We start from the raw sequence: 14,780 nt of genomic DNA on the forward strand, positions 1-14,780 counted from the left end.
AACATTACTTATATATTATGACGCTGTAGAGCTGTAATATCGCTCATAGAATCTTTTAAAGAATAATAAAGGTTCAAATAAATCGGTAAATGCCTCTGATAGACCGCATGATGCTCCATACTCGGCTCATAAACGGTACCGCTTACTCCGCTCCAGCGCAATAGCGGCCCCTCGCAATTATTCATTGCAAACAGGCCAAGCTGTGCGGCGCCCAGTCCCGAGCTCTCCACTACTTTTGGAATATGAACAGGAACACCCAATATATCCGCCATTATTTGGCACCATATTTCCGATCTCGCAAAGCCGCCCGACGCTCTTATTTCTTTCGGCGCATTGCCCGCTTTCTCCATCAACTGGCAAATCGCCGCAATTTGAAACATAACGCCTTCCATTGCTGCGCGCAGCATATGCTGCTCTGTATGAGCAAGCGTAAGGCCAAACATAACCCCCTTCGCTTCCGCATCCCAAAACGGAGCACGCTCGCCAGACAGCAGCGGCATAAACAACAAACCATCCGCTCCTGGTGCTATATTGCTAGCTTGTGGCAGCACTTCCTCCATCTTTTTGCCGGGGAATAGCCGCTCTGCAGTCCACTGTGCTACGATAGCGCCATTGTTGGAAGGTCCTCCGACAAGCCAGTGGCCTTCAGCTAATGCATAGCAGAATAATCGCCCTTCCGGATCGAAGGTCGGCTCATTCACACAAGCTCGCACCGCGCTGCTCGTGCCGATCGTAACGGCAACAACTCCGTCGGTGACAGCGCCGATGCCCAGATTGGCGAGTACGCCATCCTGCGCTCCAAGCACGAACGGTGTTGCCGGGCTCAGCCCCATGCGCGCAGCAGCCTCCTCACGCAGTCCCGTCAAGCGATCGGTCGTTGGCGCAAGCGGAGGAAGCTGCGACTTGTTAATGCCAACAAGCGCAAGTGCCTCTTCATCCCATGCCAGCTCTTTCAAATTAAACATGCCGGTTGCGCTCGCAATCGAGTAATCCATAACAGTCGTGCCGAATAAACGATTGAAAATATATTCTTTAATCCCAATGAATTGATAGGCTGCCGCATATAAATCTGGCTGTTCTTCCTTCATCCACATAATTTTGGCCAGCGGCGACATCGGATGCGTAGGAGTACCTGTACGTGAATAAATCGCGAGTCCTTCCCCGCTCTCGAGCAGTCTTTTTACTTGCGGAGCACTTCGCTGATCCGCCCATGTAATGCTTCGCGTCAGCGGATTGCCATCCTTGTCAATTACAATCAGACTGTGATTGGCAGAGCTGAATGTGACACAATGCACATTTTCAGCGTGCCAGCCCCCCTGCTTCATCACTTCAGCAATCGTATTTTGCATAGCTTCTAGAATCTCATCAGGGTCCTGCTCCGCATAACCAGGCTTAGGCGTATGCAGCGGATATCCAATAGCGTGGCTTCCCAGCACATTGCCATCCATATCAACCGCCAGCGTCTTGGTGCTCGTAGTGCCAAGATCAACAGCCAGCACAATTTTTTGCTCTACATTCATTTTGGCAAATATCCTTCCTCATCAAATTCCCATTCGTAAGGTCCTTCCACAATTTCAATTTTCGGGTTTTTCTTTGCTTCCTCAAGCAAAGCCTCAGAAATTTCAATCGTGCCCAAATGTAGCGTATCGCGAATGCGCGCTAGTCTGCAAGTTGTGTAGTCAAGAATATTGCAGGTTTTAACTGCTGCCTTGATGGCATCACGGTCATCCGCAAGCGTCGTCGCCTGCTTCGTCGGCGCACATACAGTAGACGTCAAGCCGTTGGCATAAGTGCCTGGCCAATCTGCCTTATCCACCAGTCTTCTAGTTGTAAAATCAGCCGTGCCTACGCCGTTGGCATTTCCTTTCGACTCAGGCGTCAGGTCCAGCACAACCATTTTATTTACTTCTGGACCACCATGCGCGTAAGGCGTCGGATAACGGCCTGTAACGTTCGGGTCCATACCGTCCCCGCTAATATTTTTACCTATATAGTCAATAACGAGCACATCCAGCTCAGGGAACATAATTTGCGGAAGCCGGCTTTTGGCTTCTACAAGCAGCTCAATTTCTCTTGCCTCCATCGCGTCAGTACCAAGCACCTCGATACGGCATATTTGATCGTAGGCATTTTCTACAATCGCAACGCCGAAGCTGATCGGCAGCTTCTCAATCATAACCTTCGCCATAGCAGGGACATTTTCGGCCATATACTTAAAGCCTAGCTGATGACACGCCTCGGCCCCCTTCTGCTTGCCCAGTCCGATCGAAATCATTTTGAACAAACCGCTTTCAATCGGCCCCCGAAAAGCTGTATGCGGCTTGATCCGGTTAATAATAACGATCGCATCTGCTTCTGTTGCAGCGATTTTGTCACAATAAATCGGCAAACCGTTAGGCAGGCGATCCAGCTCAACTACTTCCATTGAGGAACGAACCGGACAGCCCATACGCTCCTCGTCGATGCCCAGATGGGCCAGCACTTCCGTTTGGCCTTCTGCAGTTGCGCCGCCATGGCTGCCCATGCACGGTACGATAAACGGCTCAGCGCCGATGCGCTGCAACTCGCTGATTACAGCCTTCGTGATTTCATTAATGCGTGAAATGCCGCGGCTTCCGACTGCTACCGCCACCTTTTGCCCAGCTTTGATCGTGCTTACTGAATCGCTGCTGCGCATAAGATTTGTCAAATCGCCAATAGGATCACTCAAAGTCGTATTATCAAACTGCTGCTTAATCCGGTACATTTTAGGCAGCGGAATATGCTCTACCAATTTTCTTAAAATATCCGTCATCTTGCCATCTCCTCACTCGCGACAGCCGCATGATCTGCAAGCAGCTTGCGATAATATATTGTAATAATGCTTCCAAAACATACGAAACCCAACTCAGTATCGTGTATATTTAAGCCATTTGCAAACTTTTATTTGACAACATTAACAACGTTGTTATTATTAATATAGCTAAAATAAAGCGTACTGTCTACCGAATTGTGAAATGCTTTATTTTAAATAATAACTGTATTAATATGAGGAATACCAGCCTGCAAAGCGTAACTGGAGACTGTAGCTGAAAAAAGCAGCAGGAAGTCCAAGTTAAATTGATACCATCCTTAATGAAGTACATATTAAATAGATGTCGCGATGCAGTTAAGCGGATTTCTTCAGGCTGTTGAAAAACCCTTTATATCACGAAATGTGCCAACAAAAAATGGTTCGGAGGTTGCGACGCCCCGTTCTGTATGATTTTTCATATACAATTGTGGTTTTTGAGGCATTTCAACGTATTGTGTATGAAATTTCATATACATTTTGCCATTTTGAGGTTGCGACGACCCGTTCTGTATGATTTTTCATATACAATTGTTGTTTTCGAGGCATTTCAGCGTATTGTGTATGAAATTTCATATACATTTTACCATTTTGAGGTTGCGACGACCCGTTCTGTATGATTTTTCATATACAATTGTTGTTTTCGAGGCATTTCAGCGTATTGTGTATGAAATTTCATATACATTTTACCGTTTCGAGGTTGCGACGACCCGTTCTGTATGATTTTTCATATACAATTGTTGTTTTGGAGGCATTTCAGCGTATTGTGTATGAAATTTCATATACATTTTACTATTTTGAGGTTGCGCCGACGGTCGGAATCCCAAAGCGTAGTAATATCCCTTTCGATTGCTTTTTGCCCTATCCACAATTAATCGACACCCTGCTAGCAATCGTTACAATTTCCAAAAGGGTTTCTTTTGATGTAAAAGAAGCGGCAGTGTACAACTTTACAGGCTTATTTTTAACCTTTAAAGGGGTTATAGATTCAAGTAGCGGAGGTTAACATGATTACAATTAAAGATATTGCCGAGCAAGCTGGCGTCAGCTTCTCTACAGTTTCCAAAGCGCTGCGCAACAGTCCGCTCGTAAAAGAACATACGAAGCAGCATATTTTATCCATCGCCAAGGAAATGGGCTACCAGCCTAACCTGGCAGCTCGCAGTCTCGTATCCAAAAAAAGCGGGGCGATCGGAGTTGTTTGGCCGTCGGTAGAACGCGCCGCCCTCTCCTCCTTGCTTACTGCGCTCAATGATGCGCTTGAGGAAGAAGGCTATACGGTGTTGCTGTCGATCAGCCGGCTGGAAGCTGCGCTTGATACGTTTAGACGCTATCAGGTCGACGCTATAATCGTATTTGGCGATCAAGACAGCAAGCTGATCAGCGAAAGCACTCTTCCGCCCAATACGCCGATTATTACATACGGCGCTGCCGGATTCCATCCTTGGTCTACGGTTGACGTAAAACGCGGACAATCTATACGGCTTGCGCTTAGACATCTGGCTTCGCTCGGCCACCATCATATTGCCTATATAGGCGATCCCCAAACTAACGACCCGCTGCAAACCGTCAAAATCGAGGCATTCGAGGATGAGTCTGGCAAGCTTGGGCTCGCATCAGGCAAACAAATCATCGTGCCGATCAGCGGACTCGATGTGCATGACGGTTATATGGCGATGAAACAATTAATCGAGCAAGGAAATGTGGCGACAGCCATTATTAGCGGGGGAATCGATTTGACGCGCGGGATATTGCGGGCAGCAGCCGAGGCAAGGCTGCTGGTTCCGCAAGATATATCGATTGTCAGCTATGACAATCTGCCTCAGCTGCAAAGCTTTGAAGTTCCAATGACGGCAGTTGGAGTAGCGATTACGACGATTTCCGAAGCTATTGCGCAAGTTATTATCCAGCTTATCGGCAATCAGCAGCGTATACAAACAGTACATTTGGAACCGGAGCTCATCGTTCGCTCCTCTACTGCACCGCCTGCTTCAAGCTGATCGTACGATCGCAAAGCCTTTCTATCAAATAAGGATCGTGGCTAATGACGACGACCGCCATACCGCGCTCCTTGGCTATAGCCAGCACCTCGTGCCATATCTGAGCCTGCGTAATCGCATCGAGCATCGCTGTCATTTCATCTGCGATCAAAATTTGCGCTTCTGGATGAAGCGCTCTGGCGATGCTGATTCTTTGCAATTCGCCGCCGGACAGCTCATGCGGCCAGCGCTCCAGCCACTGCGGCGAGATGCCAAGCCGCTTCAAGAATACCTCGTCCGGCTGCCAGCTTTCAGCCAGCGAAGCTTTCAGCTTCATGCGCGGATTAAATGCATGCTCGGGATGCTGCAGCACAAGCTGTACAGGATAAATATGCGGCTTCGCATAACGAGTCTCCTTTTGCTGCATATTATCCATTTGATCCTCTTGCCGCCCGACAATCACCCTGCCTTCCATCGGCTTCATATACCCAGCCATTATACTGGCTAATGAGGACTTGCCAATGCCGCTTGGACCAACCAAACCAATGACTTCACCTGCACGCAGTGTTACATTCAACTGGCGAAACAGCCACGGTCCGCCCTTGTACCGATACGCAATGTCATGACCTTGCAGCAGTTCCTCCCCGGAACTATACTTCTTCATATCGCTGTCATCAAGCTGCTTCGGCCTATCCGCAATTTTGTCCAAGGAACGGTCCGCCAGCTTAAGCCCATTGCAAGGAAGTGCTTGCCATAATGCACGCGTATATGGATGCTTCAGCTTTTCTCCCTCTTGCGAAAAGTGCTCCACTGGCGCTATATCAACACAACGTCCTTCATTCATGACCGCAACGCGATCAGCAATTGCTACAGCTGCTTCTATATCATGTGTAATTAGCAGTACCGCGCAGCCCTGCGCTGCCAGTTCCTTTAAGCCGGCAAGCGCCTCTTTGACCGCCTCGACATCAAGGCCGGGCGTGGGTTCATCCGCGATTATCAATTTTGCTTCCTGCGCAGCAGCAGTCGAAAGCAGCACCTTGCGGGCCATACCTCCGGATAACTGGAATGGATACAATGACTTCATCGCTTCCATATCAAAAATATGAAAATGGGCAGCTTCCTCCTGTATGCTCTTCACTTGCGCCAGCTGCGCCCTGCTCTTAGCTCTGTCCAGCCAACCGCCAAGTCTCCTGTTTGCACTGCTTGGCTTAACTTTAAGCTGCTTCTCAACCTTAAGCAGCGGGTTCAAATAAGCCGAGGATTGCGGAATGAGACGCAGCTCCTTTCCGTGCAGATTTTGAAGAGCTGCATCGTTCAGCTGCCGCCCTTCATAGCGGATCGAGCCGTTCATAACCGCATTGTCTGGCAGAAGCCCCATTACCGCATGAGCGAGCAGGCTCTTCCCTGAACCGCTGGCGCCGACTACTGCTACAATTTCTCCTGTATGCAGCTGCAAGTCCAAATTGGTTACGACGGGTACAACTGACTGGCGAAGCGCAGATTGATATTGAACGAATGATACGGTAAGATTTTCGATTTCTAGTAAAGCCACTTCGCTTTCCTCCCTCGAATCAGGCTATGCTTAATGATGGGCGTCACGGGGCTGCAGCAGCACTCTTGCCGCTTCCCCTAAACGGTCAAAGGAGCGGACGACAATGAGCAGTCCTAAACCTGGAAACAAAGCAAGCCACCACATGCCTGTAGACAGATAGCGCATGGATTCCGATAAAATAACGCCAATGGCAGGCTGATGCGGCGATAGTCCAAGCCCTAGAAACGTTATTGCCGCTTCATGTAAAATGGCATGCGGAAACATGAGCAGAAAGCCGGTGACTACTTGCGGCAATACATGCGGGGCGATATGCCTGCTCGCGATCCACCAGCTGTTTCGGCCAAGCTGCCTTGACAGCTTGACGTAATGGGAGGACAGCAGCTGCTGAGCCTCCGCTCTAACGACCCTTGCCAGGCTTGGCCAATGTGTCGCCATAATGCCGATGACAATCCCTTTCATGCCTCCTCCGCATACAAATGCGATAAGGATAAGCAGCACAAGATGGGGAATGCTCATAAACAAATCGATAAGCCAGCTTATAACCCGATCCAGTCTTCTGCCTCCTACCGCTGCAGCAAGCCCGATAAAAAAAGCGATAATTACACTGCTGATAGCTCCGAGCAAGCCCACCTTAATACTTAAAGCCAGACCGCTGATCGTTCGCACAAACATATCCCGCCCAAGCCAATCTGTACCAAACAGATGCTGCAATGAGGGCACAAGATTACGCATCGCCAAATTCGTTGCCGTTCCTTTTGATTGCAGCAGCATGCCTGCAGCGCTGACTGCGAGCAGCAAGAGGATTGACAGGCTTGCTGCCGCAAGCGCACGCCTTCTCCCGTTCCAATATGGAATAATTAAACTGGATGTGACAGAGTTCTTTTTCATTGGCGAGCCCCCTCTCTCTTCCTTCTCATACGAGGGTCAACGGCTCGATTAATCGCATCTGCAAGCGCATTGCCGACAAATACGAAAATGGTGCTGAATAAGACAAGACCCATTAATAGCGGAATATCGCCGCGCAGCGCTGACTCGATGGTCGCTTGTCCAAGTCCCGGATAGGAAAAGATTTGCTCGGCAAGCACCGCTCCGCCAAACAATTCGCCGAAAGAAGCAAGCTGCAGTGTTATTGCAGGCAACGCCGCATTGCGCAGCGCCTGGCGGGCAAATAAATGGAAGCCTCGCTCTCCTCTTGCTCTAGCGAATAAAATATAATCGCTCGCAAGCACATCAAGCAGCTTCTGCCGTGAATGAAGCGCAATTGGCGCAATGCCGACTATGCTAAGCGTTATTGCAGGCAAAAAGATATGATAAAGCTTATCCCATAGCGTTACATCTGCTGAGAGCATCCCCGCTGGCACAGCAAGACCGATTGGGAACCAGCCCAGCCAGACAGAGAAAATCATAAGCAGCAGCAGGCCGACCCAAAACGTCGGAGCCGATGCTAATGTATAGCAGACGCCAGTAATAAAGCGATCCAGCCATCTGCCCTTGTTCATAGCGGCGAGCGAGCCCGCAGCAAAGCCGATTAATCCTGACATTACCCAGGCTAATGCCATCAATGTAATCGAATTGGCGAACCGGTCGGCAATAACATGATCAACCTTATCGCGATAGATCATCGAAGTGCCGAAATCTCCCTGCATAAGTGCGCCCGCCCATTTGCCAAACCTCTCCAAAGGCGGCTTATCAAGGCCCCAGTACGCTGCAATGGCTTCTCTTTGCTCCGGTCCGACCCGCATCGTATCCGCCCCTATATAAGACTGAACAGGATCGATGGGAGATAAGTTGACTAGCGTATAAGTAATAATAATAGCTGCAGCAAGAAGCATCGCCAGATGCAGCAGCTTCTTGCCCGCCCATTGCAACATATCCATCAAAATAAATTTATTCACGCCATTTCCACTCTTCGATATTGTCTGTAATCGGCCAGCCATGGCCATGCGGTTGAATACGCTGCTTGCCAATATCAAGCTTCTCCGTTACCAAATACAGATGCTTCAAATTGACAAGCCATGCCCATGGCGCATCGCCAAGCGCGCTGAGACCTGTTTCCCCGTCCCACTGCGCCTTTTGCCAGTAGGTCCATGCCTCTTCCTCATTTTTTGCATGAAGCGCCTTCTTCATCCATTCATCCACTGCCGGATTGCTGTAGTAGCCAGTATTAAAATAATCTACGCCCGCATAATCACTGCTGTAAATATTGTACATTTCAAGCGGATCATGACTTCCCCAGCCCAGCATTACCGCATCCTGATGCATACGCTGCTCGATAACATCCCAGCTCTTTCCTTCTACCACCATTTCAATGCCTATTTCCTTTACCATATCGGCTGTTGCCAGCGCAAGAGATTGGCGTGTAACATCGCTGGCCGGATAAATAAGAGGGAAGCTTGCTTTAAGCCCGTTTTTCTCTACGATTCCGTCTCCATCCTGATCGATCCAGCCGTTGTCCTTAAGCAATTGCTTGGCCTCATCAATCTTGCCGTCCTCAAACACAATATCTTTATTCCACCAAGGAAGGCCGTCGTTGCTGGAATAAGCAGCTGTACCGTACCCCTCCAACAGACCGTCTACAAGCGCCTGGCGGTCGATGGCCATATTAATCGCCTTGCGAATCGCTATATCAGCCGTTACATCATTTCCGATCATGTATCCTTTGTCTGTCTTATTTCCTGCTGGAACATAAGGAAACACGATACCCCGGTTATCAACGGTTTGCAGCTCCTCCAGGCGCATGCCTGCAACCGGCTGCTTGCTGAATGCAGTAGGAATATAAGCAATATCTGTCGTTCCCGTCTTCGCGGCAGCAAAAGCAGCATCCTCGCTCAAAAACAGGAAGGTCAGCTTTTTAAAGAAAGGCTTTGCTCCATAATAATCAGGATTTGCTTCAACGATCAATTGCTGCCCGCGGTCCCATTGCACGAATTTGAACGGTCCGGAGCCAATCGGGTGCTCCGCATATTTATCGCTATAAGCATGCTGAGGTACAATACCTACTGCTACTAATAAATATTGAAAAGAGGATTGAGGCGATTTCAAATGAAATATAACCGCGTCATCCTTCGTCTCTATTTTATCTACGTTCGTTAAGTCGATAGCCGCACCACTTTTGGCAGCAGTCTCAAACGTGAACTTGACATCCTCTGCCGTTACCGGCTTGCCATCCGTAAATACTGCGTCTTTGCGCACATGTATCGTCCACTGCTTGCCGTCCTCGCTTACCTCATGGCTTGTTGCCAAATCATTTACAATCCGCATTTCATTGTCACGCTTGAACAAAGTGCTTTGAAATAACGGCGAACCGTACATGCCCCAGCCGACAGTCGGATCAAAGCCAGCTTCCGGCTCGGAGCCAATTGCGAGTACAAGCTCCTCCTTCTGTGAAACCGGTAATGAGCTGCCATTCTCCCCCTTATTCACCTTATTTTTATCGCCTGACGACGAACAGCCTGATATAATAGCCAGCACTAGCATACATGCAATCCAAACAATATTTAATTTTCTCATTTCTCTTCTCCTTTTTATAATGCATTCAACGTACAATAAAATGGCTCTGACTTCGTATTTCAGCTCTTATTATGTTCCATACTTACGGCTTCGCCAGTCTCCCAGAAGATGAAATATTGGAAGCGTGCGATAGAAAAAGGTTGAGGGGATATGGAGGTGGATTCCATATTCGCAACGAAAGGGTCATTCATAGCTGCGAACTATGAAAATGTGACGAGGCTGCTACACAAAAAAATTACTTGAGAACTCAGCTCCACTCAAAAAGAAACGACATCTCCCTTCGTATACAAGGACATGACGTTTCCATTGAAAAACAGAGTATTTAAATACAAATTAATTGGAGCTGCGCCATGAATAACAACGTTGTTATTATAACTGAATTCCAGCTTAATTTCTAGCTTAATATTAAAAAATCGAAGCCTTTGCTGTAAACTATACTATTCTACTTAATATAACCGGCTTAATCAACTTCTTTTTTGGGCAAAAATTATGCCTGCATCGCTCTGAGTCCAAGCGCCACAGCACCGCATAATCCGGCATTATCACCCAAGCCGGGCGTAACAATATATTGGTCGATTTTCGATAAAACCGCCTCGGCGCTTACGTAGCCGTTAAGATTTTTTTGAACCTCGGCATGAATAAGCGGAAGCAGCTGCTTCTGATGCATAACGCCGCCGCCCAAAATTACTTTTTTCGGCGAAAGCAGCAAAATGGATGACGCAACAGCCTGGCCTATATAAAAAGCTTCAATTGCCCAAGCAGGATGATCAGCAGCAAGCTCTGAGCCTTTTACTTTCCAGCGCTTTTCAAGCGCAGGACCAGCCGCCATTCCTTCCAGACAGTCGCCATGGTAAGGACAGGCTCCTTCGAACGAATCTTCCGGATGGCGCCTCGTCAGCACATGCCCGCCTTCCGGATGCACAAGGCCATGCACCAAATGGCCTTCCGCATATATGCCTACGCCTACGCCAGTGCCAATTGTATAATATACGCAGCTATCCAGTCCTTTTGCCGCTCCCCAGGTCGCCTCGCCTAGCGCCGCCGCATTTACATCCGTATCCCAGCCAAACGGAATAGAGAATGACTGCTTCATTTTGCCCAAAAAATGATAATTGCTCCAGCCCGGCTTCGGTGTTGTCGTCACATAGCCATAATGCTCGCTCTGTTTATCAATATTAATTGGGCCGAACGTGCCGATACCAATGGCCTCTACATCTTCTTCCTTAAAAAAAGCAATGACCTGGGCCAATGTTTCCTCGGGCTCACCTGTCGGAATGCTGATCCGTTTCTCAATCTCCCCATGCTCATTGCCGATCCCGCATACGAACTTTGTGCCGCCCGCTTCAACTGCTCCTATTCTCATCTGGTTCCCCTCCAAGATATCTATCAAATAATTATAAATCCGCATATGTATTCGACCGAAAATGGCGTCCGATCAACTTTACTTTATCATTAAATTAATTATCCAAGCAACGCTGCCCAGCGATTTATTTAAAAATACTATCAAGCATAAACGGCACCGTCGTCCTAAGGAAACTCATTTCTAATCGCGCTTAATCATTAACCACGCCGGCTCCTTAAACGAATAGGTCCAAGCTTAATAATGCCCAGCGCTAATGCAACCAGTACAATTTCAGCAGCCATGCCGATAGATTGCGCCCATGCGCCGATCGTTCCATTCCATTGCGGCGACAGTGTAATTAACAGAACTAAAGTAAGAAGAGTAAAACATAAATTACATATTTGCGACCAAAAAATAACCTTCGTTTCCCCTTTTACAAAAACAAGCCCATTCAGCACATCCAGCCACGGCATGACCAGGGCAAATAAAGTAAAGGCTTGCAGCACTCGAACACTTTCCTCAAGCAAACGTCCCTGCACACCAATCACATATTCCAAAAATAATAGCCCGACGGGCGTAAATGCAAGTAGCGATAATAGCATTACTGGAACAAATCCGAGCATCAGTGTGAATTTTCTCACCGCCGCGGGATCAATGCGATAAAAATTAATAACGATTTGATGAAAATAGCTGAAAAAACTGCTTACGAGCATAACGATACTGGCAGCTATTGCAAAGGAAGATATAGAAAGCTGTGCATCCCACGTTTTACCAAGCATTGCATTAATAGAAGGGCCAATCCAAACCGATATAAAAGAAGAGAATAAAAGAGGGCGATAAAAGGAAAAAACATGCCGCTTCGTTTGCACATTATGATTATCCAGCTTCTCTGGCATTTTTCGAACGAGTAATCTTCCTTCAAGAAAGCTGACTGCTGCTTCAATAATCATGCCAGCAAGAAAAATAACAGCCCCAATCGTGCTGCTGTCCACTCCCCTATGTATAAAATAGAGCGAAAGAGCATACATGACCGCAAGCCGTATGGCCATGCCGATCGTCAGCCATTTGGTGCGAAAGTGAGAAATAATAACACCATGATACAGGCAGCGAAGACCAGAAAATAAGCTTACAAACATTAGAATGCGATATACATCAACAACGTCGCCTACACGGTCCGGGGTCACTCCGAATAATGTTTGAAAAATAAATACGCCGATCGGCGTATAGCTAATGATTAATCCCATAGCCGTTATACTTATAAATACGATTTGAGCTACAGCAAACATAGATTTGAAGGATTGCTTGTCCCTCACAAGAGCTGAGCAGGTTTGCCGAAGCAGCACCGCGGGCCGTTCCGTAATAGTGAGCAAGCTCATTGCGATGGCATAGGCCGTAATAATCCGCTCCGGATCAGCAGCCCGGCTCAGTGTGCTGTTGATGATGACGTGTGATATCGTAACTAGGCTGGCAGAGAGCCCGAGCGGCAGAAAAAAAGCCCAAATCCGCTTCAGAGCTACCTTTTCCAATGGCGCTTGAGCAAGTGACTGGTTCATCTATTCGTATAACTCCTTTGGCAGCGTACATTTACAATATCTTTGCTTTATCTGCTTCCTTCATTATAACGGCGATTACCTTTTATTCCTATGCCCGATTTCACTCACAATTGAATCTCCAATAATGATTCTGAACATAACGGTTTAACAAAACCTTTCAATTAACTGTGATAAATATCACTACCTCTTTACATATGCTGCTTTTATAATTAAGGTAGATAAATAGACCTACATATTCCATTTTATTAATAATTCATTTTACCTATCTAAATATTGTGCAAATGATCATTTTATGGAATGAAAAGCCTAAAAGAACTGCTAAATGTACGACAATCATACGATTATGCATCACATTTTTCTATTATCAAGGAGGACGTACCATGAAGATTAGTTTAGTGCACAAGCTCGTATTTGGTATATTTCTAGTATCAGCTGTAACTTATAGCACAAGCGCATTTTTTATTTTTGTGCTCAAGCCCTTACTCGCACCGAATATGCAGGAATGGCTGTACGTATCTGGCGTTCTTACTCTAGGCGTGCTATGGACATGCTTTCTTGGCTGGCTGGCGGCGAGATACATTATTAAGCCTTTGCTGCAATTAACGACAGCAGTCAATGCGGTAGCGGGGGGCAATCTTGCAGTGACCTTGCCGAAGCATAACTCTACCGATGAAATTGGACAATTGCATGGCTCCTTTCAGGTTATGCTGGGTAATTTGCGCCAAATGATATCCGATGTATCCAGCAGCGTCACGATTACGGATCAAAATGCCGGCTCGCTTGGCTCTGCTATTTCGCAGGCTACCAATCAAATTGAAACGATTGCCATTACGATTGACCAAATGGCTGAAGGCGCAGCTATGCAAGCCAGCGCTGCACAGCAAATGCTTGCGACTGCCGAGCTTTCCTCGCATGCCGCACAGACGATGAATAATGAAGCTGAGCATGCCAGCGGCACGGTTCAGGCTATGGTGAAGACAATTAACGAGAGTGTGGAGCAAATGAATGTTCTTGTCGATGGCATGCTGCATATATCAGCAACAAGCGAGCAAACGATGCAAATCGTCAGTCAGCTTGAGCAGCAGGCTGACGAAATCGGACAAATCTCACAGCTGGTCGGCGAAATTGCTGATCAAACGCATCTGCTTGCACTAAACGCCTCTATTGAAGCCGCTCATGCGGGAGAGCACGGACAAGGCTTTGCAGTTGTCGCCCAGCATATCCGCAAGCTTGCATCCGACAGCGCCGCTGCCAGCACCCAGATTCAAAAGCTGGTTGAGCTGATGCAGCAGCACACATTGACCGTCGTAACGGAAACCGACAAGCAAATGCAGCTTATTCGCGATGAAACCGTTACAGGAGAGAGCGCCAAGCAATCACTTTCACATGTTGTCTCCTCTGCTGGCGAAACGGCGGGTGCTTTGCAAAGCATCGTCAGCCATATCGCTTCCCAATCTGTACAAATTCAAGAAACCTTTACAATGTCCAAGGAAATGGCCGATACTGCTCTTTCTATTTCAGAAGGCGCAACGCGCATTTCAAGCGCTGCCCAAGAGCAAACTGCCGTGATGGAGGAAATAACAGCCTCCTCCGAAGTATTGCGTTCCGAAGCGCGCGATTTGAAGAAGAAAACCGTCGTATTCTCATTATAGAACTCGCTGCACGGCAATTTAATTCTAATGCACGGCAAATTTACTGCCGATTCAATGTGGATTTGGAAATATGTAACACTTGCCCGCTAGAAGCGTTGGTCTCAAAACTGTAACGGATGTGAGAGACGCTATTTAGCGAAAAAAGGCTGGTTTGAAATTGTAACGGTTGTGGGAAGCGTTATCTGTGAACATTTGCCCTATTATGATACGTTTTTAGGCAAATAAGGCTTTCTATAACCGTTAGATATTAGAATGAGCTAATTTTTGCACTTTAGCGTTTCCTGCAACCGTTAGATATTAGAATGAGCTAATTTTTGCACTTTAGCGTTTCCTGCAAGACTGTCGATTCATTGTGGGCAACT

General features: G+C 47.4%; 10 protein-coding genes. 2 read left to right on the plus strand and 8 right to left on the minus strand.

Annotation, left to right across the window (positions count from 1 at the left end):
- Positions 1-8: 8 nt before the first annotated feature.
- Together ACRRU2_RS26080 and ACRRU2_RS26085 are read right to left on the minus strand one after the other, a co-directional pair.
- The gene (locus ACRRU2_RS26080) at positions 9-1,520 is read right to left on the minus strand and encodes a gluconokinase (protein WP_432506159.1); all 1,512 of its coding nucleotides are present in this window, start codon (positions 1,518-1,520) and stop codon (positions 9-11) included.
- Positions 1,517-2,794 carry a lactate racemase domain-containing protein gene (locus tag ACRRU2_RS26085; RefSeq protein WP_331698008.1) on the minus strand — a complete coding sequence of 426 codons (1,278 nt, stop codon included), beginning with the start codon at positions 2,792-2,794 and terminating at the stop codon, positions 1,517-1,519. The genes ACRRU2_RS26080 and ACRRU2_RS26085 overlap by 4 nt, the downstream gene beginning before the upstream one ends.
- A 1,043-nt stretch (positions 2,795-3,837) precedes the next feature.
- Between ACRRU2_RS26085 and ACRRU2_RS26090 the strand changes: the two genes are divergently transcribed.
- Entirely contained in the window at positions 3,838-4,830 is a 993-nt protein-coding gene (locus tag ACRRU2_RS26090) for a LacI family DNA-binding transcriptional regulator (protein WP_432506162.1), read from the plus strand.
- Here ACRRU2_RS26090 and ACRRU2_RS26095 read toward each other — a convergent pair.
- The 6 genes from ACRRU2_RS26095 to ACRRU2_RS26120 all read right to left on the minus strand — a co-directional run bounded on the left by ACRRU2_RS26095 (position 4,805) and on the right by ACRRU2_RS26120 (position 12,766).
- Positions 4,805-6,361: an ABC transporter ATP-binding protein gene (locus tag ACRRU2_RS26095; protein ID WP_432506164.1), complete on the minus strand. Its 1,557-nt coding sequence runs from the start codon at positions 6,359-6,361 to the stop codon at positions 4,805-4,807. The genes ACRRU2_RS26090 and ACRRU2_RS26095 overlap by 26 nt on opposite strands.
- A 30-nt stretch (positions 6,362-6,391) precedes the next feature.
- On the minus strand, positions 6,392-7,249 hold the full coding sequence (locus ACRRU2_RS26100; RefSeq protein WP_432506166.1) for an ABC transporter permease: 858 nt from the start codon (positions 7,247-7,249) through the stop codon (positions 6,392-6,394).
- Positions 7,246-8,238 carry an ABC transporter permease gene (locus ACRRU2_RS26105; RefSeq protein ID WP_432506175.1) on the minus strand — a complete coding sequence of 331 codons (993 nt, stop codon included), beginning with the start codon at positions 8,236-8,238 and terminating at the stop codon, positions 7,246-7,248. Before ACRRU2_RS26105 ends, ACRRU2_RS26100 begins: the two co-directional genes overlap by 4 nt.
- A 10-nt stretch (positions 8,239-8,248) precedes the next feature.
- The gene (locus ACRRU2_RS26110) at positions 8,249-9,871 is read right to left on the minus strand and encodes an ABC transporter substrate-binding protein (protein WP_432506168.1); all 1,623 of its coding nucleotides are present in this window, start codon (positions 9,869-9,871) and stop codon (positions 8,249-8,251) included.
- Between the two features lie 487 nt (positions 9,872-10,358).
- Positions 10,359-11,234 (minus strand): ROK family protein, encoded by an 876-nt coding sequence (locus ACRRU2_RS26115; protein WP_432506170.1) that lies wholly within the window; start codon positions 11,232-11,234, stop codon positions 10,359-10,361.
- A gap of 197 nt (positions 11,235-11,431) precedes the next feature.
- A complete protein-coding gene (locus tag ACRRU2_RS26120; RefSeq protein ID WP_432506171.1) occupies positions 11,432-12,766 on the minus strand; it encodes a multi antimicrobial extrusion protein MatE in 1,335 nt (444 codons plus the stop codon).
- Between the two features lie 380 nt (positions 12,767-13,146).
- Here ACRRU2_RS26120 and ACRRU2_RS26125 point away from each other — a divergent pair, with 380 nt between their 5' ends.
- Entirely contained in the window at positions 13,147-14,418 is a 1,272-nt protein-coding gene (locus ACRRU2_RS26125) for a methyl-accepting chemotaxis protein (protein WP_432506173.1), read from the plus strand.
- Positions 14,419-14,780: the final 362 nt, after the last annotated feature.

It is taken from the genome of Paenibacillus sp. GXUN7292, assembly GCF_050864975.1.
In the GTDB taxonomy this organism is placed as follows: domain Bacteria; phylum Bacillota; class Bacilli; order Paenibacillales; family Paenibacillaceae; genus Pristimantibacillus.